At 62.8% G+C, this 26833-nt stretch carries 22 protein-coding genes; 10 read left to right on the top strand and 12 right to left on the bottom strand.

Annotation, left to right across the window (positions count from 1 at the left end; genetic code table 11):
• Positions 1–51: 51 nt before the first annotated feature.
• On the bottom strand, positions 52–1554 hold the full coding sequence (pdxR, locus tag AC5WNJ_RS11835) for a MocR-like pyridoxine biosynthesis transcription factor PdxR (protein ID WP_495929772.1): 1503 nt from the start codon (positions 1552–1554) through the stop codon (positions 52–54).
• Between the two features lie 484 nt (positions 1555–2038).
• Here pdxR and AC5WNJ_RS11830 point away from each other — a divergent pair, with 484 nt between their 5' ends.
• The 4 genes from AC5WNJ_RS11830 (at position 2039) to AC5WNJ_RS11815 (ending at position 5717) form a co-directional block, all read left to right on the top strand.
• Entirely contained in the window at positions 2039–3115 is a 1077-nt protein-coding gene (locus tag AC5WNJ_RS11830) for a TRAP transporter substrate-binding protein (protein ID WP_495929771.1), read from the top strand.
• Positions 3116–3276: 161 nt separating this feature from the next.
• The gene (locus tag AC5WNJ_RS11825; protein WP_495929770.1) at positions 3277–3855 is read left to right on the top strand and encodes a TRAP transporter small permease; all 579 of its coding nucleotides are present in this window, start codon (positions 3277–3279) and stop codon (positions 3853–3855) included.
• Positions 3852–5195 (top strand): TRAP transporter large permease, encoded by a 1344-nt coding sequence (locus AC5WNJ_RS11820; protein ID WP_253061143.1) that lies wholly within the window; start codon positions 3852–3854, stop codon positions 5193–5195. The genes AC5WNJ_RS11825 and AC5WNJ_RS11820 overlap by 4 nt, the downstream gene beginning before the upstream one ends.
• Positions 5196–5240: 45 nt before the next feature.
• A complete protein-coding gene (locus AC5WNJ_RS11815; RefSeq protein ID WP_176677590.1) occupies positions 5241–5717 on the top strand; it encodes a universal stress protein in 477 nt (158 codons plus the stop codon).
• Positions 5718–5882: 165 nt separating this feature from the next.
• On the opposite strand, the gene AC5WNJ_RS11810 is transcribed toward AC5WNJ_RS11815, so the two are convergent.
• The 4 genes from AC5WNJ_RS11810 to AC5WNJ_RS11795 all read right to left on the bottom strand — a co-directional run bounded on the left by AC5WNJ_RS11810 (position 5883) and on the right by AC5WNJ_RS11795 (position 9908).
• Positions 5883–6641: an IclR family transcriptional regulator gene (locus AC5WNJ_RS11810; RefSeq protein WP_495929769.1), complete on the bottom strand. Its 759-nt coding sequence runs from the start codon at positions 6639–6641 to the stop codon at positions 5883–5885.
• A 171-nt stretch (positions 6642–6812) separates the two neighbouring features.
• The gene (locus tag AC5WNJ_RS11805) at positions 6813–8090 is read right to left on the bottom strand and encodes a TRAP transporter large permease (protein WP_495929768.1); all 1278 of its coding nucleotides are present in this window, start codon (positions 8088–8090) and stop codon (positions 6813–6815) included.
• Positions 8091–8100: 10 nt separating this feature from the next.
• A complete protein-coding gene (locus AC5WNJ_RS11800) occupies positions 8101–8682 on the bottom strand; it encodes a TRAP transporter small permease (RefSeq protein ID WP_495929767.1) in 582 nt (193 codons plus the stop codon).
• A complete protein-coding gene (locus tag AC5WNJ_RS11795; RefSeq protein ID WP_176677586.1) occupies positions 8682–9908 on the bottom strand; it encodes a TRAP transporter substrate-binding protein in 1227 nt (408 codons plus the stop codon). Before AC5WNJ_RS11795 ends, AC5WNJ_RS11800 begins: the two co-directional genes overlap by 1 nt.
• Positions 9909–10533: 625 nt before the next feature.
• On the opposite strand from AC5WNJ_RS11795, the gene AC5WNJ_RS11790 reads away from it, so the two are divergent.
• The 3 genes from AC5WNJ_RS11790 (at position 10534) to trxC (ending at position 14026) form a co-directional block, all read left to right on the top strand.
• Positions 10534–12177 carry a GMC family oxidoreductase gene (locus AC5WNJ_RS11790; protein ID WP_495929766.1) on the top strand — a complete coding sequence of 548 codons (1644 nt, stop codon included), beginning with the start codon at positions 10534–10536 and terminating at the stop codon, positions 12175–12177.
• Positions 12178–12256: 79 nt separating this feature from the next.
• Positions 12257–13324 (top strand): YeiH family protein, encoded by a 1068-nt coding sequence (locus AC5WNJ_RS11785; RefSeq protein WP_225347067.1) that lies wholly within the window; start codon positions 12257–12259, stop codon positions 13322–13324.
• A gap of 264 nt (positions 13325–13588) precedes the next feature.
• A complete protein-coding gene (trxC, locus tag AC5WNJ_RS11780; protein ID WP_495929765.1) occupies positions 13589–14026 on the top strand; it encodes a thioredoxin TrxC in 438 nt (145 codons plus the stop codon).
• Between the two features lie 178 nt (positions 14027–14204).
• On the opposite strand, the gene AC5WNJ_RS11775 is transcribed toward trxC, so the two are convergent.
• Positions 14205–15026 (bottom strand): SDR family oxidoreductase, encoded by an 822-nt coding sequence (locus AC5WNJ_RS11775; RefSeq protein WP_495929764.1) that lies wholly within the window; start codon positions 15024–15026, stop codon positions 14205–14207.
• A 481-nt stretch (positions 15027–15507) separates the two neighbouring features.
• On the opposite strand from AC5WNJ_RS11775, the gene AC5WNJ_RS11770 reads away from it, so the two are divergent.
• Positions 15508–15876: a hypothetical protein gene (locus AC5WNJ_RS11770; protein WP_495929763.1), complete on the top strand. Its 369-nt coding sequence runs from the start codon at positions 15508–15510 to the stop codon at positions 15874–15876.
• Between the two features lie 207 nt (positions 15877–16083).
• Here AC5WNJ_RS11770 and AC5WNJ_RS11765 read toward each other — a convergent pair whose 3' ends face one another.
• From AC5WNJ_RS11765 to AC5WNJ_RS11740, 6 genes are all read right to left on the bottom strand, one after another.
• Positions 16084–16419 (bottom strand): zinc ribbon domain-containing protein YjdM, encoded by a 336-nt coding sequence (locus tag AC5WNJ_RS11765; protein ID WP_043331342.1) that lies wholly within the window; start codon positions 16417–16419, stop codon positions 16084–16086.
• Positions 16420–16652: 233 nt separating this feature from the next.
• Complete coding sequence (locus AC5WNJ_RS11760) at positions 16653–17609, bottom strand: hydroxymethylglutaryl-CoA lyase (RefSeq protein WP_253061125.1); 957 nt, start codon at positions 17607–17609, stop codon at positions 16653–16655.
• Positions 17610–17614: 5 nt separating this feature from the next.
• Positions 17615–19882, bottom strand: coding sequence for an acetyl/propionyl/methylcrotonyl-CoA carboxylase subunit alpha (locus AC5WNJ_RS11755; protein WP_495929762.1), 2268 nt, complete (start codon positions 19880–19882; stop codon positions 17615–17617).
• A gap of 166 nt (positions 19883–20048) precedes the next feature.
• Entirely contained in the window at positions 20049–20888 is an 840-nt protein-coding gene (locus AC5WNJ_RS11750) for an enoyl-CoA hydratase-related protein (protein WP_176677579.1), read from the bottom strand.
• A gap of 83 nt (positions 20889–20971) precedes the next feature.
• Positions 20972–22579, bottom strand: coding sequence for a carboxyl transferase domain-containing protein (locus AC5WNJ_RS11745; protein ID WP_495929761.1), 1608 nt, complete (start codon positions 22577–22579; stop codon positions 20972–20974).
• 55 nt (positions 22580–22634) lie between these two features.
• On the bottom strand, positions 22635–23804 hold the full coding sequence (locus AC5WNJ_RS11740) for an isovaleryl-CoA dehydrogenase (RefSeq protein WP_176677577.1): 1170 nt from the start codon (positions 23802–23804) through the stop codon (positions 22635–22637).
• 501 nt (positions 23805–24305) lie between these two features.
• Between AC5WNJ_RS11740 and AC5WNJ_RS11735 the strand changes: the two genes are divergently transcribed.
• The gene (locus AC5WNJ_RS11735; protein WP_176677576.1) at positions 24306–25046 is read left to right on the top strand and encodes an ATP-binding cassette domain-containing protein; all 741 of its coding nucleotides are present in this window, start codon (positions 24306–24308) and stop codon (positions 25044–25046) included.
• Positions 25043–26620 carry a glycine betaine ABC transporter substrate-binding protein gene (locus AC5WNJ_RS11730; protein ID WP_495929760.1) on the top strand — a complete coding sequence of 526 codons (1578 nt, stop codon included), beginning with the start codon at positions 25043–25045 and terminating at the stop codon, positions 26618–26620. Before AC5WNJ_RS11735 ends, AC5WNJ_RS11730 begins: the two co-directional genes overlap by 4 nt.
• The last annotated feature ends 213 nt before the right edge of the window (positions 26621–26833 follow it).

Raw genomic sequence — 26833 nt, 5'->3', positions numbered from 1 at the left:
AGTCTCTTTTTAGCTATAGGGTAATCATTTCCCGTAATCTCCTGTCGAGAATCAGGCGCTCATGTCGATGACGCTTTCGGGTGCCTCCATCGCCAGCGGTACCAGCTCGGCCAGCTTGAGAATGCCGGTCTCGATGCGCGCTTCCGGAATCGCCGAGAAACCGAGGCGGAAGTAGTGGCGATGGCTGTCGCGATCGTGGAAGAAGTGCAGATCACCGACCTCGATCAGGATGCTGCGCTCACGGGAGAGGGCAGCGAGGCGGTGGGCATCGAGCGTGTCGGGGCCTTGCATCCAGAAGCACGAGCCGCCGTAGATCGCGGGCGTGCTCATCATCGGCAGATGGCGCTGGATGGCGTCGCGCATCAGCAGGAAGCGCCGCTGCATCACCTGATGCATCTGATTGATCAGGCTGTCGTGATAGCCACGCGCGATGAACAGCCCCACCGCACGCTGATTGTTGGTCGGCGGATGGCGCAGCATCAGACGGCGCAGGGCGCGGGCCTCTCGAATCAGCGTGGGGTGCGCCACCATGTAGCCCAGTCGCAACCCGGGGGCGAGAGTCTTGGACAGGCTGCCGACATAGATGACCCGCTTGTGGCGGTCCAGGCTCTTGAGCGCCGGTGTCGGGTTGTCGGCGTAGTTGCTCTCGCTCTCGTAGTCGTCCTCGATGATCAGGAAGTTGCCGGTCTCGGCCATATCCAGCAGCTGGCGGCGACGCTCCAGCGGCAGGGTGACGGTGGTCGGTGATTGATGGCTGGGCGAGACATAGACCAGTCGGCAGTCCTTGAGTGACTCCACCGGCTGCATGCCCTTGTCGTCGATGGGCAGCAGCTGGATGTCATCGGTGAAGGTGCTGGCGATGTTGTACATGTCGACGTAGCCGGGGTTCTCCATCGCGAAGCGCTGGCCCTGCTTGAGCAGCAGCATGCAGCTGATCCACAGCGCCTGCTGCGTACCTACCGTGATCAGAATCTCCTCCGGGCTTGCCCAGACACCGCGGCGCGGCAGCAGCCGCTGATGGATCTGCTCGATCAGCAGCGGGTCGTCATTGTTGAGGTGGTCCACCGACCAGCTGCGGATCGACGGCACGCTCATCGAGTCGCGGCTGCATTCGCGCCAGTGCTGGGTGGGAAAGAATTCCGGGTCCAGCTGACCATAGAGGAAGGGGTAGTCGTACTGGTGCCAGTCACCGGGCTTCTCGATGGTGCGCTGCCTGGACGGCTTGAAGGCCAGCCGCTCATCCCAGTCGAGGCTGTCGGCCTCGATGTCATTGAGACGCACCGGCGTATCGGCGCGACCCTTGAGAATCTCGGGATTGATGAAGTAACCGCTGCGCTCGCGCGCGATGAGAAAGCCATCTTCCAGCAGCTGCTCGTAGGCCAGCATCACGGTATTGCGCGCGACATTCAGCTCGCGGGCCAGCTTGCGGCTCGAGGGCAGCGCGACATCACGTGGCAGATGGCCTTCGAGAATCGCCTGGGAGATCTGCTCACGAATCTGGAATTGCAGGCTTTCCTTGCGCGAGGAATCAAGGTGAAACAGCGGATGACTCATGCATGTTCTCTATTGTTGTCGCGAGAGTGTCGTTACTAGGACTTTTTACCATAAGCTCTCGTTTTATATGCATTTTTCATGCCTTTTGCTGGTAGGCAGCGCCGGGAAGCGCGGTGCGGGCCGGCGTGGACGATCCGGCCGCCAAACCCGGCCTGTCATCATTGAGGCAGAGCGCCGCAAGGAGAGCAATAGCCAGCCGGAGCTGGTCCCATCGATGTCGACGGATTGGTTCTATCGAGGAATGGCGCACGGGGGGAAAGTGATCTGGCAGGTACAACGAAAGCACAGTTCAAGCACGACGCGATTTCACACTCCCTTTCCTGGGGCTGTAGATGAGCAGGTGATGGCAATCGTGAATGACATGATGCGCTGCAAGAGAGTGGTGCAGACGCGAAGTCATTGACGATATGAGGTGCAGTACCCCGCTCGCTATCACGCGCAGCCGTCAGGAGCCCGCAACAACAATAACGACGGGACAGACAAGATGATCGACTCGACACAGACCCCTTCAGACCTCCGCTTGCTGACTCGCGCTGGCGTATCTCGCACCGGCGCCTTAAAGACCACGCTGGCCATCGCGGTGACTGCCGCGAGTCTGGGCATGGCCGCGGGCGCCAATGCCGCGACCTGGAAGATGGCCCTCGGCGATGCGGCAGGCGGCACCCAGTATGAACTGGGCAAGACCTTCGCAAGCCTGGTGGAAGAGAAATCCGGCGGCGACATCAAGGTGGACCTGTTCCCCAACGGCCAGCTGGGCAGCGAGCAGGATACCGTCAACAACGCCAGCATGGGCCTCGTTGACCTGTCCGTGGTGGCGATCAACAACCTGACGCCCTTCTCGCCGACCGTCGGCGTGCTGACCCTGCCGTATGTCATCCACGGCCCGGACGATGCCAAGGCGCTGACGCAAGGCAAGATCGGCGATGAGCTGCGCGAGAACACCCTGCGTGATTCCGGTATCCGCATTCTGGGCTGGGCCTATTCCGGCTGCCGTCGTCTGACCAACTCCAAGCAGGCGGTCGCCTCCCCGGAGGACCTGCAAGGCATGGTCATCCGCGTGCCCAAGAACGAGATCATGATCTCTTCGTATCAGTCCTGGGGCGTCAATCCCAACCCGTTGGCGTGGTCCGAGACCTTCACCGCCCTGCAACAGGGCGTCGTCGATGGCCAGGACAATCCCTACATCACCATCGATGCCATGAAGTTCTATGAGGTGCAGAACCACGTCACCGACAGCTGTTACGTGTTCTCGATGGAGCCGCTGATCATGGGCGAAGGCACCTTCCAGAGTCTCAGCGAAGAGCAACAGAAGCTGGTGCTGGCCGCTGGTGAAGAGGCGACGTCCCATAGCTACGACTACCTGCTGGCCACCGAGGATTCCATCAAGAAATCACTGGTGGAAGAGCACGGCATGACCATCACCCAGCCCGCCAATGATGAGAAGGAATGGATCGCCAAGGCCTCCAGCATCTGGCCGGACTTCTATGACAGCATCGGCGGCCGCGACAAGCTGGTCGAAGTGCTCGAGACCCTCGGACGCGATCCGTCCACCGCGCCCTGAAGACCTCCTGAACGGCTGAGGCTTTCAAGGCCCGCCCGGATTCCCCTGCCTTCCGGCACCTGTCATGAGCATGCCAAGAGCATGTCGTCGACATGTGATCGCTGGCAGGGGAGATGTGGCGTCAAGTGGTCATCGCTGGCGATGTCGGGGGATGTGTATCCATGCGGGTATTGTTGAAGTTTCTGGATAATCTCGAGAACTATCTCTGCCAGTTCCTGCTGGTGGTGTTCGTCATCATTCTCTTCACGCAGATCATGCTGCGTAACCTTTTCAGCTACTCGATTCCCTGGGGAGACGAGTTGGCGACCTATGCCTTCGTGTGGTTTGCCTATCTGGGCGCCGTCTACGCCACACGCATGTCGGCGCATAACCGTGTGACCTTCCAGTTTCGATTCCTGCCGCGATGGGTGGAAACCGTCTGCGGCGTGATGACCGATATCATCTGGATCGCCTTCAATGCGGTGTTCATCTATTACAGCTACGACTTCGTGTTCAACAAGATGAATCTGTTCTGGAAGTCACAGACATTGGGTGTGCCGATGAAGTACTTCTATCTGATTCTGCCGCTGGCCTTTACCGCCATGACGGTGCGCATCATCCAGACCAATTATCTCAAGTTCGTGCGCAAGGAAGACATCGTGGACCCGGAATCCCAGGCAATGGAGGAATTGAAGCAGGGTGATGATGGCCAGGTCAGTGAAAGACAGGGCAGTGAAGGACAGGAGGGCGGCAAGTCATGATCGATTCCACCATCATCTACATCCTGTTTGGCGTTTTCTTCCTGCTGCTGGTGCTTGGCGCACCGATCACCGTCTCGCTGGGTGTCGCGGCGCTGGCGACCTATCTGAGCATCGATGAAAACCCGATGGCGTTCGTGCAGATCGCCTTTACCTCGGTGGGCTCCTTCCCGCTGATGGCCTTGCCGGCCTTCATTCTGGCTGGGGCGCTGATGGAGGCCGCCGGCATCTCGCGGCGTCTTGTCGATATCGCCGAGGCCTTCGCCGGGCCGGTGACGGGCGGACTGGCCGCCGCCACGGTATTTGCCTGCATGTTTTTCGGCGCGATTTCCGGCTCAGGGCCTGCCACCACGGCGGCGGTCGGCATGCTGATGATTCCGGCGATGGCCAAGCGCGGCTATGACCGTGGCTATGCCTCGGCGATCACGGCCTCATCCGGTGGATTGGGGGTGGTGATTCCGCCGTCGATCCCGATGGTGATCTTCGGGATTTCCGGCATGGGCCTGCAGCCGCCGCCCGAAGCGGTGGCCATGCACGGGGATTTCCAGACACTGTCCATCCCGAAACTGTTCATCGCCGGCGTCATGCCGGGTGTGGTGATCGCCGGTTTCCTGCTGACGATCAACTATGTGATCTCGAAGAAACGCGGCTATCGCGGGCTGACCAACAGCTGGTCGTGGACGCATATTCGCGCCACCTTGAAGAAGGGCATCTGGTCGATGCTGGCGCCCTTCATCATTCTGGGCGGCATCTACAGCGGTCTGTTCACGCCGACCGAATCTGCCATCGTCGCCATCGTCTATACCCTGATCGTCGGCATCTTCCTGCACAAGGAACTCAAGTGGAAGCCGACGCTGCGCACCCTGGAAACCACCACCTGGATCACCGGTCGCGTGCTGCTGATCCTGTTCACGGCGACGGTCTTCGGGCGGCTGCTGGTCGAGCAGCGCGTGCCGGCCCATATCGCCGAGGGCATGCTGGCGATGACCGACAACCTTTACCTCATCTGGGCGATGATCATCTTCTTCCTGCTGTTCGTCGGCATGTTCATGGAGACGCTGGCCGCGATTATGATTCTCACCCCGGTGCTGCTGCCGATCATGTACATGCTGGGGATGGACCCGGTGCACGTCGGCATCGTGGTGGTCTGCGCGCTGGCCATCGGCTTCCAGACGCCGCCATTGGGGGAGAACCTCTTCGTGGCCTCGGGGATAGGCGGCGCCTCCATCGAGGAGATTTCCCTGAAGGCATTGCCGTTCGCGGCGGGCTCGGTGGCGGCCATCTTCCTGATCGCCTATGTGCCTGAAATCTCGCTGTGGTTACCCAGGGTGATGGGGTACTGAAGCGCCATCCGTACGCTAGCCCTGCAATGAACGAGGAGAAGGATGATGCCGGCAGTCAAACGAATTCTGTGTTGTGTAGGTCTGCGCGGAGATTGTGAGCGGGTACTGGCGCGCTCGGTGTGGTTGGCGGGGGCGACGGGCGCCGAGCTGCACGTGCTGCACGCCGTCAAGTCACTCTCGGATGACGTGATGAACACCCTCAAGGTCAACATCCGCCACAAGCCGACACTGGAGGGCCTGATGCAGCAGCGGCTCGATCAGGCGCAGGAAAATCTGGAAAAGATGCTGGAGGACTTCTGGAGCACCCATGACGACGGCGACCCGCGCCCGGTGATCGCCGGGCTGAATGTTGTGGAGGGCTATCCGGCCTCGGAGATCATCCGCTACGCCACGCGCCATGACTGCGACATGATCATCATGGCCACCAACAAGCGCGGCTTCGTGGCCTCCTATGCGGGCAAGGTCACCAAGGGGGTGATCAAGCGCGCCAGCATTCCGGTGGTGGTGGTGCCGACGCCCTGAGCCGAGGGAGGCACATCAGGGCGGCACGTGAAAAAGCTCGCCCCTACAGACAGTGACGGTCTGTGGGGCGAGCTTTTTTCTGATCATGCTCCATCTTTCGCTTTGATCATGCTCCCTCTTGTGCTCGGGGCATGCTCCCTTCTCAGCGTCACTGAGGTGCCTGAGTCACAGCGTGCCTTCCAGCTCAGTGGCGACTTGGCGCATCAGCGGTGCCCACTCCAGCAGGGAGTCGATGGAATGGCGCAGGCGCGGTGCGTGGATCGCCAGTGTCGCCTGGATCTGGCCGACCTCATCGAAGACCGGCACCGCGATGGCGACCATCCCCTGGATGAACTCCTCATCATCGGTGCTCAGCTGATTGCGCACCACGGTGTCGAGCGCCTCTTCCAACGTGGCACGCGAGGTCAGGGTGCAGGGTGTGTGCGCCTCCAGCGCCAGATGGGCGAGCAGGGCGCGGCGACGGTGCAGCGGCATCAGCGCCAGAAACAGCTTGCCACTCGCGGTGCAATGCAGCGGCAGGCGTGAGCCGGGGGCCAGCTGGATGCGCACCGGCCAGTTGGTTTCCACGCGGTCGTAATACATCACCTCGTGGCCATCGAGCAGTGTCAGGTTGCAGGTTTCGCCGACTTCCCTGGCCAGCCGTTCCAGCAGGACGCGGCGCGGTACCTTGAGGCCTTCATTGGCCAGTGCCCCCAGCGACATGCGCCGAAAGCGCGGGCCGGGCAGCAGGTGACGGCCATCCAGATCACGACTGATCAGCTGCTGCTCTTCCAGCTGCTTGAGCAGGCGGTGGATGGTCGGCTTGGGAATGTCGAAACGCTTCTCGAGATCGGCGGCGCTGACGGCATGCTGGGTGGTGACGATGTCTTCCAGCAGGCTCAGGGCCCGAAAGAGGGTCGAATTCGTCGTGATGTCTTTGCTCATCTAGTGTCCTCATCCTGACTGTCGGGGGCATGTCGTGGGCGATCAGCGCGGCCGACAGGGGCAGGGTGGCAAGGCGTCAGTGCATCGATTCATCACGCAGGCCGACATCCGCTGATGGCTTGCGTGATGAGACGAAGACAGCCCCTTGCGGGGCTGTCGATGAGGCTAGTGTTACAGGTTTACCAGGAACAGGGAAAGGGAAGGCATCAGGCAGATGGCCAGCCAGCAGGCGATCAACGCGATGAAATAGGGAATCACGTATTTCACCAGTCTGACGTAGGAGATGCCGGTGATGCTGCTGGCCACGTACAGGTTGAGCCCGAAGGGAGGCGTGACGAAGCCGATGGCGGCACCGACCAGGAAGATGACCGAGAAGTGGATCGGGTCGACCCCAGCCTGCTGGGCGATGGGCGCGAGAATCGGCGCCAGGATGATCGTCACCGGCAGACTCTCCAGGATCATGCCCGCCAGCAGGATGATCAGCATGCAGGTGCCCAGCGTCAGGTAGTAGTTGTCGATGCCGCTGAGCATCTCGCTCAGTGCCTGACCGGCACCCAGCACCGACAGCAGCTGCTGCATGACCACCGAGATGGCGATCAGCGGTGCCAGCATGCCGGCGATCTGACCCGAGCGCAGCATGATGGTCGGCAGCTTCTTGAGGCTGATCTCGCGAGTGATCAACAGCCCCGCGATCATGGTGAAGCCTACGGTGATCGCGGCGGCTTCGGTCGGCGAGAACTTGCCCGAGTAGATGCCGTAGACCACCACGCCGATGGTCGCGAAGCCCAGGTAGGCCTTGCGCGCCAGCCTGGCACTGACCCCGGCCTTGAAGGGCTGCAGCTGGCCCCAGCCATTCTTGCGTGCCACCAGGTAGCAGGCCCCCATCATCGCGACCACCATCAAGGCACCCGGCACCATGCCGGCGATGAACAGGTCACTGATCGACAGGTTCATCATGAAGCCGTAGACGATGAAGATGATGCTGGGCGGAATGATGATGCCCACGGTGCCGCCGGAAGCCGCCGTGGCAGCGGCGAAGCGTTCGTCATAGCCGTTCTTGACCATCTCGGGCTGCATGATCGAGCCGATGGTGGCGGTGGTACCGGCGTTGGAGCCGGAAATCGCCGCGAACAGCCCACAGGCGCCGAGGGTCGACATGCCCATCCCGCCGCGCATCCAGCTCAGCGTCGAGTAGGCGAAGTCGGAGAGTCGCTTGGCGATGCCCGCCGCGTTGATCAGGTCCCCCGTGAGGATGAACAGCGGCAATGCCAGCAGACCGAAGAAGCTCAGCCCCTGGAAGAGGGTGACGCCGACATTGGCCAGCGTGAAGTCGATCACCAGACTGGTGCCGACCACCCACAGGCCGATGACCAGGAAGATGGGCACACCAAGCAGGAAGAAGCTGGTCACGCCCGCCGTGATAAGAAATATCCAGGTACCGTCAGTCATGCTGATCTCCTCAGTCCATGATGGACGGTTGCAGGTTGAAGGATTCACCGCGGCGATAACGTGACCAGTCAGCGTAGAGGTTCTGCAGTACGCGGTAGATGATCATCACCCATGCCAGCGGCGTGGCGAGGTAGAACCACCACTGCATGACGTTGTCGGTGCCCGGTACGATGGCGTAGTTGTCGTAGGCCAGCGTCACCTGGGTGGTGGTGAAGTAGATCACCATCATGCCGAAGCCGATCCACAGCACGGCGTCCAGAATCAGGCAGGCGAACTGGCCGCCGCGCGGCAGCTTCATGCGGATCTCGTTGAGGCTCAGGTGAGTGCGTTTCTTGACGTTGAGCGAGGCGCCGAACCAGGTCAGCCACAGGAACAGCAGCACCGGAATGCTGGTGCTCCACGGCGCCTGCAGGCCGAAGAAGAAGCGGCGGATGACTTCGACGAAGATGATGCCGGCCATGCCGGAATAGGCGATCAGAATCACGACCTGTTCCAGATGGGCATCCAGCCACAGGAAGGGACGCGCCCAGGGCGCGGCCTTCTTGATGGCAGGTTGCTTCGTCGATTGGCTGAAGATGGTGGTATCGCCCATTACCCCCTCCACCAGCGCTGCGGCTTGACGTTGACGGCGGCGACATCACGTGGAATCTCGCGCGCGATGGTGTGGATTTCCTGATAGATGTCGAGACCGCCGGACCACTTGTTGAGGCGTTCACGCCACTGTTCCCACGGCTCGGGATTGAATTCCGGCGAGCACATCTGTTCGGCGCGTGAGCGTTCGGCGTCAGACAGCGGTGCCACGCGCACATTGTTCTCGGCGAAGACGGTACCGGCGGCAGGGTGCTCGGTGGCGCCGACGATCTCGAAGCGGCCGGCCTCGTTCATGCCCTGGGTGAAGATCTGCGCGCAGTAGGCGGACTCCATCACCTGGTCCTGCAGTTCGGAGCCGAGGCTGTCGAACTTGGGCAGGCTCATGCCGGTGTGCTCGGTGCCGGCGAAGAAGCGCAGGTCGACGGCCTGGGACACCACCGGTGCCATGCCGGCGTAGGCTACGGCGCTCATCCAGGTCTCGGCGCCATCCAGCAGGCCCTGGCGCAGGCCATCAAGGGTTTCTTCCCAGGCGACCGGCACCGGGTTCAGGCCCAGCTGCTCCATCGCGATACGCCCCATCTGGGTGCCGGTGACGCGATTCTTGGTGCCCTTGAGGTCATCGATGCTGGTGACCAGCGGTTTGTCCTGCCACTTGAGGCCGAGCATGATGCCGCGCAGGTCACAGTGGGTGAACAGGAACTGCAGGTTGTGGCGTTGGCGCAGCGGTTCACGCAGCAGCTGCTCACTCTTCTTGTGATAGAAGAAGTGGAACATCGAGGCGACGGTGGGGAACAGATAGGCGAAATCGAGCACGTTCAGATACGGCGCGCTGCCCGAGGAATTCTGGGTGGAGGCCGAGTAGATGTCGACGATGCCCTGCTGGGTCTTGCCGACGCAGTCCAGCTGGTTGCAGACCTCGTTGCTGCCCATGAATTCGACGCGAATCGCGCCGTTGGTGCGCTCCTCGAGATCACGTGCGAAGAACAGCTGACCGGATTTCTGGATGTCGAGGTTGCGCTCATTGAAGCCCGAGGCACCGAATCGCAGCTGGAACTTGGGCGCTGTCTTGTAGCGGCGCTGCTGCTCCTGGTCGGCGGCGCGCGCCAGCGTGGACGCGGTGAGACCTGCGCCGAGGCCGGTGGCGGCCAGCAGGGTCGAGGTCAGGCCGAAGCGGCCCGAAATGTCGAGGAAGTCACGGCGTGACAGTTTGCTGAGTGGCGATGGCATGGTAGTGCTCCCGGTATTGTGTTTGCTTTTGTGTTGGGATACTGGTCTGTCGGCTGGGCTGAGATGTCGTCTTCCCCGGCCCTATTCTGGCGTTGTTGTGGTTCTTGCGGTGCGATTCTTTGTTCCGTTGCGTGTCTGGCAAGCAGTCGGCTGATCACTTCTTTAGCCAAGTGCTTGTTTATCCGTCCTTATTTGCTGTCCTGATTTGCCCGTCTTTATTTGTCAGGCGTTTTCGCAGTGCCTGTTCAGAGCGTGTCTCTTCAGAGAGCGCTGGAGCGCTTGTCAGACATATCCGCTATTTCTTCAAAGCCTCTCCAAAACACCCCAAAGTCTCTTCAGAGTCTCCTCAAACTCTCTCCAAACATGTCTGCAGAGCCCATGAGCCCTGCTTCTGGCCTCTCTGGTGACTGCCATTGATGGCGGTCTGTGTCGTTCTCGCTAGTTCGTCTTACATAGTTGGTTGTATAACGAGACGAAAAGTACCGTTACCGGCGTTTCAAATCTCAATGTAGGGCACTTTTTCAGCTTTGGCAAAGATATTGAGACAATACGTTTCGTATTTGACGAATTCAAATTTTGATACCATGATTATGAGACAATATGTCTCGATATGGTATATAAAATAATGAAAACAACACGTTACGCCAATGCAGATGCATCAGCCGCCTATGACTACATCGTGATCGGTGCGGGTTCAGCCGGTTGCGTGCTAGCCAATCGTCTAAGCGAAGACCCTTCCATCAAGGTGTTGCTGCTGGAAGCCGGTGGCTCGGACTGGAATCCGTGGATCCATGTGCCGGTGGGCTATTTCAAGACGATGCACAATCCGGCGACCGACTGGTGCTATCTCACCGATCCTGACCAGGGGATCAATGGCCGTCGCCTGCAGTGGCCGCGCGGCAAGGTGCTGGGCGGGTCCAGTTCACTCAACGGCCTGTTGTATATCCGCGGCCAGCATGAGGACTACGACGACTGGGCGGCGGCAGGCAACAAGGGCTGGGACTTCAAATCGGTGCTGCCGTATTTCCGCAAGTCGGAATGTCAGTCGCGGGGTGCCAATCAGTGGCACGGCACCGATGGGCCGCTGCATGTCTCTGACCTGCGCCTCAAGCGTGAGATTGCCGAACGCTTCATCGAGGCGGCGGTGGAGGCGGGGATTCCGCTCAACAAGGACGTCAATGGTGAGCGCCAGGAAGGGGTCGGCTATTTCCAGCAGACGACATACAAGGGCCTGCGTTGCAGTACGGCCAAGGCCTTCCTGCGTCCTGCGCTCACACGCAGCAATCTGACACTGGTCAAGCATGCGCACTGTCGCCGTGTGTTGCTGGAAGGCAAGCGCGCAGTGGGAGTGGAATACGAGGCGAAGGGCACGATCCACACGGCGCGCGCCGAGCGCGAGGTGCTGCTGTCCAGCGGCGCCATCGGCAGCCCGCAGATTCTGCAATGCTCCGGTATCGGTGAGCCTGAGCATCTGGCCAGTGTCGGCGTCGAATGCCTGCACGCCTTGCCGGGCGTCGGCGAAAACCTCCAGGACCACCTGCAGGTACGCCTGGTGTTCAAGACCCAGTGCCGCACGCTCAATGATGAAGTGCGTCATCCGCTCAAGAAGCTGGCGGTCGGTACTCAGTACATCTTCACGCGCACCGGGCCATTGACGCTGGCAGCCAGTCAGGTGTGTGCCTTCACCCAATCCCGCGAGGGGCTGACGCGTCCGGATATCCAGTTCCACATGCAGCCGCTGAGTGCCGACAAGCCCGCCGATGGCGTGCATCCGTTCTCGGCCTTCACGTCCTCGGTGTGTCAGCTGCGTCCGCACAGCCGCGGCCAGGTGCGCATCACCAGCGCCGACGCCAGTGTCTATCCCTCCATCCAGCCCAACTATCTCAGCGCCGAGGAAGACCGCCGCGTGGTGGTCGATGCCATCAAGGTGGCGCGACGCATCGCCCAGGCAGAGCCGCTGGCCTCGGTGATCAGCGAGGAGTATGTGCCGGGCGTGCAATATCAGAGTGATGAGGAGCTGCTCGAGGCCGCGCGCCAGTTCAGCCAGACCATCTATCACCCCGCGGGCACCTGCAAGATGGGCCACGATGCGCTGGCGGTGGTGGATGACGAACTGCGTGTCCACGGTCTTCAGGGCTTGCGTGTGGTGGATGCCTCGATCATGCCGGTGATCGTGTCGGGCAATACCAATGCGCCGACCATCATGATCGCCGAGAAGGCCGCCGACATGATCAAGGCCGCCAGAGTGGACATGGCTCAGGCCAGCTGACAGGCCTTCGTGCCTGAACAACACATCGCGGCGGAGCATCTTGCCCGTCATCGCTTGCCGGTTTGCTTGAGGAATTCGCGTGGCCACTGACAACAGTTCATCACTGCACGACACACCTACCCCGCCCACCAGCTTGTGGCGGACCCTGGAAGGGCGTGTGCGCACCATCATGCCGGGCCTGTTGATCTGCATCATCATCGCGCTGGCGACCACCTTCATCGCCGATCATTACGGCGGCCCGACGCTGCTCTATGCGCTGCTGTTCGGCATGTCGCTGCACTTTCTCTCCGAGGAGGGGCCATGCAAGGCGGGCATCGAGTTCGCCTCCAAGACGGTGCTGCGTCTCGGCGTGGCCCTGCTGGGGGTGCGCATCACCCTGGAGCAGGTCGCGAGTCTCGGCCTCGGCCCGGTGATCACGGTGGTGCTCGGGGTGGTGGCGACCATCCTGTTCGGCGCGCTGCTGGCCCGCGTGATGGGGCTGGACCGCGACATGGGGCTATTGACCGGTGGCTCGGTGGCCATCTGCGGTGCCTCGGCGGCACTGGCGCTGTCGGCGGTGATGCCGCGCAACGCCACCAGTGAGCGCCACACCATCATGACCGTGGTCGGGGTGACCACACTCTCGACCGTGGCGATGATCACCTATCCGCTGATCGTCAGACTGCTGGGGCTGGATGATGCCGAGGCCGGCATCTTCCTCGGCGGCACCATCCACGATGTGGCGCAGGTGGTGGGGGCGGGCTACATCATTTCCGAGCACACCGGGGACGTCTCGACCTTCGTCAAGCTGCTGCGGGTGGCGATGCTGGTGCCGGCGGTGATGGTCTTCATGCTGCTGTTCCGCAGTGCGCGCCAGGCCAATGGCGATGAGGGCGGCAAGGTGCCGATGTTCCCCACCTTCCTGATCGCCTTCGTGGCACTGGTGCTGATCAACAGCCTCGGCTGGGTGCCGAGCGTCGCCGTGGAAGGCTTCACCGACCTGTCGCGCTGGTGTCTGGTGGCGGCGATTGCCGCGCTGGGCGTCAAGACGTCGTTCCAGAAGCTGGCGGTGGTCGGTTGGAAGCCGGTGATCCTGATGGTGGTGGAAACGCTTTTCCTGCTGGTGCTGGTGACACTGTGCATCAAGTTCGGGCTGGCCAGCATCTGACCGACTCTTGGGTGTGTTCAACTGGGTGTGTTCAACCTGAAGGGCCCCGCCGTGACTGGCGGGGCCCTTCAGGTTGAGGGTAGGCGGTCGTTCAGGTCAGGCGTTTGTTCAGATCAGGCGGGGTCATACAGTCAGCCAATCACGGCGATAAGGCGGCTCAATTGCTTCCTGGCCCATGAGTCGTATGATCTGCGCTTATCGGTTCGCGTCTGACGGTTGACCGCCACATGGCGTACCGCATCCCCCTTTCTCTGGAGTCCGATCATGTCTGAATCCCTCGTGCTGGCCTGTCCGCAATGTCTCGCTCTCAATCGTGTGGCCACCCCGCGTCTGGATGATAACCCCAGCTGCGGCAAGTGCAGCGCCGCCGTGCTGCCCAAGGAGCCGCTGGACCTGACCAGCGACAACTTCGAGGCTCTGGTGGTGCGCAGTGAAATGCCGGTGGTCATCGACTTCTGGGCCAGCTGGTGTGGTCCGTGCAAGATGATGGGGCCGATCTTCAATGAAGTCGCCGCGCAGATGGGCACCCGTGTGCGTTTCGCCAAGATCGACACCGAAGCCCAGCAGTCGCTGGCCGGTCGTTTCGGCATCCGCAGCATTCCGACGCTGCTGGTGATGAAGCAGGGCAAGGAGCTGGCGCGCGAATCCGGCGTGATGCAGGCCGGTCAGCTCAAGCAGTGGCTGGCCCCGCACGCAGTGTGACCCTCGGCCTGCGCGAGACAAGTCCGCAGTTGAGCGTTCAGGGAAAACCGGACGCAGATCAAGCACTGACAACGCCTGACGTGCAATCGCGTCAGGCGTTGTTGTCTCAGTCGGCCTTATCGTATCAGTCGGCCTTATCGTATCAGTCGGCCTTATCGTCTCAGTCGGCCTTGTTCTGTCAGTCGGCGTAAACCATCTTGCGCGTCATGCCGCCATCGACGACATGATTCTGGCCGGTGATGAAGCCGGCCTTGTCCGAGATCAGGAAGGCCACCAGTGCAGCGATGTCATCGACATGGCCGACGCGCCCGACGGGATGCTGGGCGTGGTCTTGGTCACTCAGTGATTCGGCCTCGCCGCTTTTCTGCAGGCGGCTTACATCGATCCAGCCCGGGCTGATGGCATTGACGCGAATCTCCGGCCCCAGGCTCATCGCCATGGCGTGGGTGAGGGCGACGATGCCGCCCTTGCTGGCGGCGTAGGCTTCGCTGTGCGGCTCGGACTGCAGGGCGCGGCTGGAGGCCAGATTGACGATGCTGCCGCCAGTCTCGCGCAGATGACGCGCCGCATGCTTGGCGGTCAGGAAGCTGCTGGTCAGGCTGGTATCCAGCACCTGATGCCAGCGCTCGAGTGACAACTCCTCAAGCTTGCCCTGGAAGGGATCAGCGATCGCGGCATTGTTGATCACCGCATCCAGCCGCCCGAAGGCCTCGCAGGTAGCCGCGATGCTGGCGGCCACGGATTTCTCGTCACGCACATCGAGTGTGAACACACGCAGGCGCTTGCCGATGTCCTCTGCGGGCTGCTCCCCCGACGGCGCTGCAGACTCCTCTGCGAGCCCGCTCGCCTGTCGCTTCTTCATCTCCCGATATTGCTGGCCTGCCTCGGCATCGATATCCGCCACGGCCACGCGCCAGCCGTGGGCGAGCAGGTAGTCGCTGATGCCGCGGCCGATGCCTTGAGCACCGCCGGTGATATAGGCCACCTTGGCTGTCTTCATGTGATTCTCCTGATGAGGTGCCGGCAGGGCGTTGTGTGCAGGGCGATGTGACGAAGCGCGTCATTCACGTCTCGTCGATGGCGCGGTGTGCCCCTGCGGGCAATGATATAGGTGCGGCGGGCGCGCGAGACAAGGGCGGTGCCCGCAGACACCGCGCACGGCGACCATGCCTCAGCATGACAGGCCTCAGAGTCGTGATGGGGCTGGCGGGTGGCGCGGCGCCTCACGGCCTGCATTGAGGACTGATCCTGATGGCTGATTCTATTGGTCAGGGAGTTATCGCCTCGCGTGGCAGCTGTCAGACTGTGCATGAGTCCATGTCAGGCGTCAGGTGCGTCTGGGTGACCACGAGAGATCGCCATTCGACGCGAGGGCGAGGAACTCGACTGCCGGGCCGTTGCCCGAGTCCTCTCAAGCCGCAAGCGAGTGAATGAGCGAGCGGGTAGCCCCCGATGAAGTATCAGTCGCGCGAGGAATGAAGATGAACAAGGGGATGCAACACTGGCTGGTGATGGTAACCGTGGCGGTGATGCTGATGGCCGGGGCGGGATGCGATGGCGTCAATGGCCCGCGCTCTACCAGCGTGGCGACGCTGCTGGAACACTCCGAGGCCTGGCAGGGCGAGCAGGTGGCCGTGCAGGGCAGGGTGCGCAGCGAAGACGTGCCCAACCGCTACTGGCTGGAAGGCGAAAGCCAGCAGCGCCTGGAACTGCTGCCACCGGAGCGCATCGGTGCCTATATCGGGCGCGAGGTCCAGGTGAGTGGCCGCTTTGAATTCGAGGTCGGCGGTCAGCGCCGCATACGCCTGTCCAAGGTCACGCCGCTCGACAAGACGTCGCCTGAGGAGTGAGTGAGCACTTGCACGGGTAGTGGGCTGAAGCGGGCTAGAGCGAATTGGAGCGGGTCAGTGCTAGCTAGAGCGGGCCGAGCAAGGCGCCTTGGCAAGCCGGAAATGACGGGCTTGAAACGATAGTCTGCAAACGACAGTCCGCAAACGACGATGCCCCGTCGCGCACAGAGCGCAGGCGGGGCATCGTCGTGTCAGGCAGCAGGCCAATCAGGCTTTCTTGACGAAGATTGACTTCAGCTTCATCGGGCCGACGCCATCGATCTTGCAGTCGATGTCGTGATCGCCATCCACCAGGCGGATGTTCTTGACCTTGGTGCCGACCTTGACGACGGAGGAGGTGCCCTTGATCTTCAGGTCCTTGATGACGGTGACGGTGTCGCCATCGACCAGCTCGTTGCCGTTGGCATCGCGGAATACCGGGCCGGCTTCCTCGACGGCGGCTTCCTTGGACCACTCATGGGCACATTCAGGGCAGACGTACTGCATGCCGTCGTCGTAGGTGAATTCGGAATTGCAGGCCGGGCAGTTCGGGAGGGCGCTCATCACGGTGTCCTGAAAGCTGTCTCGTGCTTCACCTGCTCAGAAGGCAGGCGAAGATTCAGGCAGAGACATGGTGTTAGAAGGCGCGCATCGGGCTCAAGCGGTGCGCGAAAGGCGGCAAGCCTACACCGATTCCATGACAGCGACCATCCAGTGCGGCCCTTGGTCGCAATCAGTGCGCGCCATTGCGCCCTCGCTTGGCAGTGCCTCGATCCAATCGCCCTCAGCCTTAGTCATCAGTCACTGGCCATCAGCGCCTGGCCGACGCGTGAACCATTCGGCCGCCCAAGCTCACGGCTGATCCAGTCACCGGTGCGGGCCAGCGCTGCCAGATCCACCCCCGTCTCGATGCCCATGCCCTCAAGCAGATAGAGCACGTCTTCACTGGCGACATTGCCCGAGGCGCCCTTGGCGTAGGGGCAGCCGCCCAGGCCCGCCACCGAACTGTCGATCACCGCGATGCCTTCTTCCAGCACGGCGTAGAGGTTGGCGAGCGCCTGGCCGTAGGTGTCGTGGAAGTGGGCGGCGAGCTGCGTGATCGGCACCTCGCGACTGACCTGCTCCAGCATGTGCTTGGCCTTGAGCGGCGTGCCGACGCCGATGGTGTCGCCAAGCGAGACCTCGTAGCAGCCCATGGCCTTGAGCTCGCGAGCGACGGCGGCCACCTCGGCGGGGGCTATTTCGCCTTCATAGGGGCAGCCGAGCACGCAGGACACATAGCCGCGCACACGCACACCGGCCTTGAGGGCGTGTTCCATCACCGGCGCAAAGCGCGCAAGCGACTCGGCGATCGAGCAGTTGATGTTGCGCTGCGAGAAGGACTCGCTGGCCGAGCCGAACACGGCCACCTCGCGCACACCACACTCAAGCGCCGCCTCAAGGCCCTTCATGTTGGGTGTGAGAGCGGAGTAAGTGGTCGCTGACCTGGTGGTTGTTGACTTGGTGGTTGTTGACTCGATGGTTGTTGACTTGGCGGAACTGTCGCGCAGCGCCAGCATGATCTCGCGGTGATCAGCCATCTGCGGCACCCACCTGGGCGAGACGAAGCTGGCGGCCTCGACATGCGCAAGACCGCTATCGCTCAGACGCCGGATCAACTCAAGCTTGGTGGCAGTCGCGACGGGCACCGACTCGTTCTGCAGTCCGTCGCGTGCCCCCACCTCGACGATGCGTACCTTGCGGGGAAAGTGCATGCTGACTACTCCTTGTCCGACTCGACCTGCGCGGCCGTGAATTCGAGCAGCACATCGCCCTGGACCACGCTGTCACCGGCCGAGAAGTGGAACTGGGCGACCTCGCCATCGGCGGGGGCGTTGAGGGTGTGCTCCATCTTCATCGCCTCCATCACCATCAGGGGTGTGCCCCGCGGGACATGGCTGCCCGGCGCGACCAGCTGCGCGACCACGGTGCCATTCATCGGCGCATTCAGGGTTGCCTGGGTCTCGTGACGCGCGTGGTCCACGGCATCGGCACGTCGCCACAGCAGGCGTGATTCCCCCTGTGGAGTGCTGCCGGACTGGCTGTGCTGCGCTGACGACAGCACCAGCACTTCACCGCCGCGCGCCGGCGCGTGGCTTGCCTGGAAGCGACGACGATGGCCATCCAGCGTCACGGCGATGGCGTTGCCTTCAAGGCGAGTGAGCCGACCGAGATGGTGTGTGGTCTGTCTATCTTCGCCGCAGTGAGTGGTCACTTCAATTTGCCAGTCGCCGTGCGAATCACTCCCGGATGAGGTACCCGCCGTGTGCGTATTCGCCATGGAGGCATGCGCTACGGGGCGGCGCGCGATGATATGCGCCACCTTGTCGCTGCGCTCATCGGTATCGGCGTCAGCGGGCAGACACAGCGCCAGGCGCACCTGGTGTGGCAGGCCATTGCGCCAGCCATCGCGGCGCTCCCACGGGCTGGCACAGGGCTGGCGTGAATGTGATGTGCGACTCGCTGGTGATGCGTGATTGGCTTGCTCATTCAGGCGCGAGAGCGCCAGCAAGGCACTGGCCGCGAGGCTGTCATGATCCAGCGTCGCGCTGGGGAACAGGCTGTCGTGATGGCGCTCGATGAAGCGGGTATCCAGCTCGGCGGCGCGGAAGTCAGGATGGCCCGCCAGGCGGGACAGGAAGGCGCGGTTGGTGGTGACGCCACGCACTTCCAGCGCTGCCAGCGCGCGCAGCAGTATCTCGAGCGCCTGTTCGCGAGTCGGCCCGTAGCTGATCAGCTTGGCCAGCATCGGATCGTAATGCATCGAGACTTCATCGCCCTCGGCGACGCCGCTGTCCAGACGTACCTGCCGGGCGGTCAGTCCGCCCCCTGCCAGATCCAGCCGGAAGCGTTCCAGCATACCGGTGGCGGGCAGGAAGTCGTTGTCCGGGTCTTCGGCGTAGAGGCGCGCCTCGAAGCTGTGGCCGGTCAATGTCAGCTCATCCTGCTGGCGCGGCAGGCGTTCACCCCGCGCGATGCGCAGTTGCCATTCGACGAGGTCTTCGCCGGTGATCATCTCGGTGACCGGGTGCTCGACCTGCAGGCGGGTGTTCATCTCCATGAAGTAGAAGGCGCCGTGGCTTTCGCTGCCCGGCTGCGGCGCGTCGAGCAGAAACTCGATGGTGCCGGCACCGACATAGCCGATCTCGCGCGCTGCCCGCACGGCGGCCTCGCCCATCTCACGGCGCAGCGACGGCGTCAGTCCCGGCGCGGGGGCTTCTTCCAGCACCTTCTGGTGGCGACGCTGGACACTGCAATCGCGCTCGAACAGATAGACTCCACTGCCGTAGCTGTCGCAGAACACCTGGACTTCGACGTGGCGCGGCCGGGTCAGGTATTTCTCGATCAGCATGCGCTCATCGCCGAAGGCGGCGCGGGACTCACGCCGACAGCTGGCCAGCGCCGCCGCGAATTCGTCGCTGCTCTCGACCACGCGCATGCCCTTGCCGCCGCCACCGGCACACGCCTTGATCAGCACCGGATAGCCCATGCGGTCCGCTTCGGCCTGCAGCAGCGCATCCTGCTGGTCCTCACCGTGGTAGCCGGGCACCAGCGGCACGTTGGCCGCCTGCATGCGCATCTTGGCGGCGGACTTGTCGCCCATGTCGGCGATCGCGCTCTGGGGCGGGCCGACGAAGATGATGCCGGCCTCGGCCAGCGCGCTGACGAAGGCGGCGTTCTCGGACAGGAAGCCATATCCGGGATGCACGGCATCGGCACCGCTTTTGCGCGCGGCAGCGATCACCTTGTCGATATCCAGATAGCTTTCGCGGGCGCTGGCGGGGCCAAGGCGCACGGCCTCGTCGGCCTCGCGCACATGCAGGGCGTCGGCGTCGGCATCGGAGTAGACCGCCACTGTCTGGATGCCCATCGCGCGAGCGGTGCGCATCACGCGTACGGCGATCTCACCCCGGTTGGCGACCAGCAGCTTGCGGATCTCGCCGCAACCGGCGGGGAGGGTCTGGTCTGTCTCGCGGTTGGCGTTCATGGCAAGCGTCCTGTGGCGAAGGTGGCTAGGGAAATCAGGAAGAGAAAAGCTCTTATGAAAAAATCCGGCAGGCATGGCCGAGGTGAATGTCTGAGATTGATGACCAAGAGTGATGACCAGTGCCGAGAGCGTCGACATGCCGTCAGCGGCTTCAGGCCTCTGGTGATCACGAGGATTTCGGCGTCTCGGTTGTTTGGTTCTCGGTCGGCACCCAGGGCGCCGGCGTGCCGGCGAAGAAGGCGGCCAGGCCGGCCTGGCCCTGCTCGCTGACGCGCAGCTGGCTGATCACCTCGCAGCAGCGTTCACGGGTCGCGGCACTGTCAGGTGCCTGAGCCACCTCGCTGAGCAGCGCCTTGGTGGCGCGACTGGCGGCAGGCGAGGTGGCCAGCAGGGTCTGAACCATCTCCGTGACACGCGCCTCCAGCAGCTCATCGGGGCAGGTCTCGTGGACCAGGCCGATGCGCTGCGCGGTGGCACTGTCGATCACCTCGGCGCTGAGGGCATAACGGCGCATCTGGCGTGAGCCGATGGCGCGCTGCACGTACGGGCTGATGGCCGCCGGCGCCAGGCCGATGCGCACTTCGGAAAGACAGAAGCGCGCACGCTCGGCGGCAATCACGATGTCGCAGCAGGCCGCCAGACCGACGGCCCCGCCGAAGGTGGCGCCCTGGACACGACACACGCTGGGGCATGGCAGCCCATCGAGCAGCTGCATCAGTCGCGCAAGCTCGCGTGAGTCGGCGAGGTTATCCTCCAGCGAATATTCGACCATGCGCTGCATCCACTTGAGGTCGGCGCCGGCCGAGAAGCTCTTGCCCTCGGAGGCCAGTACCACCACACGCACCTCGTCGCGGCTCGTCCTGGTGTGCAGGCTCTCCAGGTGCTGGTTCAGCTCTGCGATCAGCAGATCATCGAAGGCGTTGTGCACCTCGGGGCGCAGCAGAGTGAGGCGGGCGACGCCGTGTTGATCTATCTCGAGGCGACTTGATTGGCGAGGCTCTGTCATCGCACTTTCTTCCATTCTGTTAGCTTAAAGATGACTGATGGCATTCAGTGCGGGCTACAAGGATTGCCACGGTGTTTGCCTGGTTACATGCGAAGCACACCGAAGCGACTTTCCTCGATCTCGGCATTCATGGCCGCGGCCAGTGACAGCCCCAGGATGTCGCGGGTCTGCAGCGGGTCGATCACGCCGTCATCCCACAGGCGCGCACTGGCGTAGGTCGGATGGCCCTGACGCTCATACTGCTCGCGCACAGGCGCCTTGAAGACCTCCTCTTCCTCGGCGGGCCACTCGCGCCCCTCGCGGGCATGCTGGTCGCGCTTGACCTGTGCCAGCACGTTGGCAGCCTGCTCGCCGCCCATCACCGAGATACGTGAGTTGGGCCACATGAACAGCAGATTGGGATCATAGGCGCGCCCGCACATGCCGTAGTTGCCCGCGCCGAAACTGCCGCCGATCAGTACCGTGAACTTGGGCACCCTGGCGCAGGCCACCGCCGCCACCAGCTTGGCGCCGTGCTTGGCGATGCCTTCGTGCTCGTAGCGCGAGCCGACCATGAAGCCGGTGATGTTCTGCAGAAAGATCAGCGGAATCCGGCGCTGGGTGCACAGCTCGATGAAGTGCGCGCCCTTGAGGGCGCTTTCCGAGAACAGCACGCCATTGTTGGCGAGAATGCCGACCGGATGGCCATGCAGATGCGCGAAGCCGGTGACCAGCGTCTCGCCGTACTCGCGCTTGAACTCGTCGAAGTCCGAGTCATCCACCAGGCGGCCGATCACTTCGCGCACGTCGTAGGGTTTCTTGAGGTCGGTGCCGACGATGCCGTAGAGCTCCTGCGGGTCCAGGCGTGGCGGACGCGATTCACGCAGGGCGAGCTGGCCCTTGCGTCGCCAGTTGAGACGCGACACGGCGCGGCGAGCCAGTTGCAGGGCATGGGCGTCATTGTCGGCCAGATGATCGGCCACGCCACTGATCTTGCAGTGCACCTCGGCGCCGCCCAGCGCCTCGGCGCTGATGTCCTCACCGGTGGCGGCCTTCACCAGCGGCGGCCCCGCCAGGAAGATGGTGCCTTGCTCGCGCACGATGATGGATTCGTCCGCCATAGCCGGCACGTAGGCGCCGCCTGCGGTGCATGACCCCATCACCACGGCGATCTGCGGGATGCCCTCGGCGGACAGCGTGGCCTGGTTGTAGAAGATGCGGCCGAAGTGGTCGCGGTCCGGGAAGACCTCGTCCTGGTGGGGCAGATGCGCGCCGCCGGAATCGACCAGGTAGAGGCAGGGCAGGCGATGCTTGCGGGCGATCTCCTGGGCGCGCAGATGCTTCTTGGCCGTCATCGGGAAGTAGGTGCCGCCCTTGACGGTGGCGTCGTTGGCGACGATGACGCACTCCACACCGCTGACGCGGCCGATGCCGGTGACCAGGCCCGCGCCGGGGACGGGGCTGTCGTAGACGTCGTGGGCCGCCAGTGCGGAGAGTTCGAGGAAGGGCGAGCCTTCATCGATCAGGTGGTCGATGCGTTCGCGCACGAACAGCTTGCCGCGCGACTCGTGACGCTCGCGCGCCTTGTCACCGCCACCGGCCGCGACGGTCTCCAGCAGCTGGTGCAGGCGATCGACCTCGGCCTGCATCGCCGCTTCATTGGCGCGGAACTGGTCACTGCGCGGATTGATCAGGGAGGTCAGTATGGCCATCGAGCAAGCTCCAGCGGCGTAGGAATACGAAAAGAGTAGGGGAATACGAGAGGTATCAGGCGCTCTCGTTGAACAGCTCACGCCCGATCAGCATGCGGCGAATCTCGCTGGTGCCGGCGCCGATCTCGTAAAGCTTGGCGTCGCGCAGCAGGCGTCCGGTGGCGTACTCGTTGATGTAGCCATTGCCGCCGAGCAGCTGGATGGCATCCAACGCCATCTGGGTGGCCTTCTCGGCGCAGTAGAGAATCACGCCCGCGGCGTCCTTGCGTGAGGTCTGGCCGCGATCACAGGCATTGGCGACCGCATAAAGATAGGCGCGACAGGCATTGAGCGTGGTGTACATGTCGGCGACCTTGCCCTGCACCAGCTGGAATTCACCGATGGCCTGGCCGAACTGACGACGCTCGTGCAGGTAGGGCACCACGATATCCATGCACGCCTGCATGATGCCGATGGGGCCGGCGGCCAGTACGGTGCGCTCGTAGTCCAGGCCGCTCATCAGGACCTTGACGCCACGATTGACCTCACCCAGCACGTTCTCCACCGGCACCTGGCAATCCTGGAAGACCAGCTCGCAGGTGTTGGAGCCGCGCATGCCGAGCTTGTCGAGCTTCTGGGCGGTGGAGAAACCGGGGAAGTCACGCTCGATGATGAAGGCGGTGATGCCCTTCGAGCCGGCGTCCGGGTCGGTCTTCGCATAGACCACCAGGGTGTGGGCATCCGGACCGTTGGTGATCCACATCTTGTTGCCGTTGAGCACGTAGTGATCGCCGCGCAGTTCGGCCTTGAGCTGCATCGAGACCACGTCAGAGCCGGCGCCGGGTTCGGACATCGCCAGCGCGCCGACATGCTCGCCGCTCATCAGCTTCGGCAGGTAGCGTGTCTTCTGCTCGGCGGTGCCGTTGAGCTTGATCTGATTCACGCACAGGTTGGAATGCGCGCCGTAGGAGAGTGCCACCGAGGCGCTGGCACGCGAGATCTCCTCCATCGCGATGCAGTGCGCCAGGTAGCCCATGCCGCTGCCGCCGTCCTCGTCGGGCACGGTGATGCCGAGCAGGCCCATGTCGCCGAATTTCTGCCACAGGTCATCGGGGAAGGCATTGCTGGCATCGATCTCGGCGGCGCGCGGGGCGATCTCGTCGCGGGCAAAGGCGTTGACCTGCTCACGCAGCAGGGTGTGTGTCTCGTCGAGTCCGAAATCCAGCGGTGAATAGAGGCTGTGCATGATCTGGCATCCTGTAGATCGGTGAAGCGCGATGAGCAAGGTCCACCAGGGGCTGTGATGACCTGATGGCAAACGGTCTGTCGCGACCGGCTTATCAAGTCCGCCCGCCATGGGCCGCCTTGGCGTGTGATGGGATTACTCTAGGTCAAAGTTGACGTTAACGTAAAGGTCATTATGCAGCGCTTTGACCAAGGTCGCAGGACCTGTAACAGGGGGCCTGAAGGGGACTCGAGGGGGAGCGCCAGGTCGAGTAACGCAGTTGAATGACGTCAGGGAGAGAAAGTCAGTTCAGAAACGAAATTGCTCCGGCATCGCCGGGGTGACTTGATAAGCTGAGACGCTGTAGTCACTGTTGATTGAGGAAGCCGTGAGGGCGTCAGTGGGGAGCATTCCCGTCACCTGCCTGGTGTCACCGGCACTCTTTGGTGTGCAAGTGCGCCGACTCGCCAGCGCTTTCCGCCATTCAAGACTCATGCTCACCTGCCTAGAAGGACCTACTCGATGAGTGATGACACCGCCCCGGCAGTCCGCTTCAGCGGCCTGCACAAGGGCTTTGCCGGTCAGCGCCTGTTTGAAGGCATTGATCTTGAACTGCCGCGTGATCGCATCACCGCCCTGGTCGGTGCCAGCGGGTGTGGCAAATCGACCCTGCTGCAGCTGATCAACGGCCTGATCCGCCCGGATGAAGGTGAGGTGAAGGTATTCGGCGCCGCCGTCGATTACGCCAACCTGCCAGCCATGCGTCGCCGCATCGGCTATGCCGTCCAGCAGATCGGCCTCTTTCCCCATCTGAGCGTGCGCGACAACGTCGCCATTCTCGCTGACCGCGAAGGCTGGAGCGACGAGCGCGTCAAGTCACGCATCGCGCGTCTGTTCCAGATGATGGATCTCGACATGGCGCTGCTGACCCGCTATCCCCACGAGATTTCCGGTGGTCAGGCCCAGCGCGTCGGGCTGTGTCGCGCCATGATGCTGGAGCCACCGTTGCTGCTGCTCGATGAGGCCTTCTCGGCCGTCGATCCGATCACGCGCATCGAGGTGCATGCCCAGTTCCAGCGCATGCAACAGGAGGAACCGCGCAGCGTGGTGATGGTCACCCACGACATGAACGAGGCGCTGAGCCTGGCTGATCATATGGTGGTGATGGCACCCGGCGTGGTGCTGCAGGCCGCCAGTCCCGACACCATCACCACGGCGCCAGCGGATGAGCGCGTGGCCCGACTGCTGGAGGCACGCGCATGAAGACGCTGATGACGACTCCCGTCCTGCAATGCTCGCGCCGCGGGCTGTCTGGTGCGCTGATGGTCGCCGGCCTGGCGCTTGCCAGTCTTGGGGCGCTGGTGAGCAGCCCGCTTGCCAGCGCGGAAGAGCAAGCCGCGGCATGGCCCGAGGACAAGCCGATCGTGGTCGGCTCCAAGGCTGACCGCGAAGGCCATCTGCTGGGCGAGATATTCGCACAGGTGCTGGAGGATGCCGGCTTTACGGTCGAGCGCCGTCTGGGGCTGGGCCAGACCATCATCACCTATCAGGGGCTGGCGGAAGGCGAGCTGGATGTCTATCCCGAGTACACCGGCACCCTGGCCCACGCCATTCTCAAGCTGGATGACGTACCCCCGCTCGAGACGCTCGATGAGCTGAGTCGCGAGCAGGGCCTGCGCGTGCTCGAGCCGCTGGGCTTCAATAATACCTATGCCGTCAGCATGCGCCGCGATCAGGCCGAGTCGCTGGGCATCAGTACCATCGGCGATATGGCCGATCACCCGGAGCTGTCCATCGCGATGTCGCATGAGTTCATCAAGCGGTCGGATGGCTGGCCGGGACTGGCGGCGGAATACGGGCTTTCCCAGGTGCCGCGTGGCATCGAGCACGGCATCGCCTATCAGGCGCTGCGCGAGAGCAAGATCGACGCCACCGATGCCTACTCCACCGAGGGCGACATCAAGCGCTTCGACTTCGTGCTGCTCGAGGACGACAAGGGCTACTTCCCCGAATATCTGGCGGTGCCCTTCGTGAATGCCGCCTTGCCGGAAGATGCCGTCGCGGCGCTCAACCAGCTGGCGGGCAGCCTCGATGAAGACAGCATGCAGGCGCTCAACGCCCGCGTTTCCACCGATGAGCAGAGCTTCGCCCAGCTCGCCAGTCGCTTCATTCAGGAGCAGGGCATCACCACCGAGCAGCGGGAAGTCAGCGGTGCCAAGTGGGACAAGCTGGGCACCAATCTGATCGAGCACCTGCAGTTGACGCTGTCCGCGCTGCTGCTGGCGTGTCTGGTCGGACTGCCGCTGTCCTTGCTTGTCTATCGCAATCCGAAGGTCTCGCGGGTGGTGCTCTACGTCACCGGCCTGCTGCAGACCATCCCTTCCATCGCGCTGCTGGCACTGATGATTCCGCTGTTCGGCATCGGCGTGGTGCCAGCGGTGATCGCGCTGTTCGTCTACTCCCTGTTGCCGATCATCCGCGCGGCCATCACCGCGCTGCTGACGGTGGACCCGCTACTGGTCAAGGTGGCACGCGGCATGGGCCTGACGCGTCGCGAGCAGTTGCGTCACGTCATCCTGCCGCTGGCGACGCCCAATCTGCTCACCGGCATCAAGACCGCCGCCATCATCAATATCGGCACCGCGACGCTGGCAGCCTTCATCGGCGCCGGTGGTCTGGGGGAGCCCATCGTCACCGGGCTTTCGCTCAATGACTATGATCTGGTGCTTTACGGGGCGATTCCCGCGGCATTGCTGGCCATCTGTGCCGAGCTGCTGTTCGAGCTGTTCGAGCGCCTGGTGATACCGGCCCATATGCGCGGGCTGAAGTCGCGCTGAGCTGGAAAAAACGGCGTAGTACATTACACGACAATCATGTCGCAACTCTTGTACAAGGCGTGCAGTAAAAAAGGAAGCCTGCTGCGAAGGTTTAACGTTGGTCGTCGATCAGCGTAATGTGAAGGGGAAAGTAAGGGCTTTCTGACAGCGCTTGCAGACAGCGCCGGGCAGTCCTGGACGGCTCGAACGTGCAGCAGCCTCTACCCCCTTGAA

This window comes from Cobetia sp. PDI-23MA, assembly GCF_059507735.1.
The sequence above is the reverse complement of the archived record's forward strand: the minus strand, read 5'-3'. Positions and strand labels throughout refer to the sequence as shown.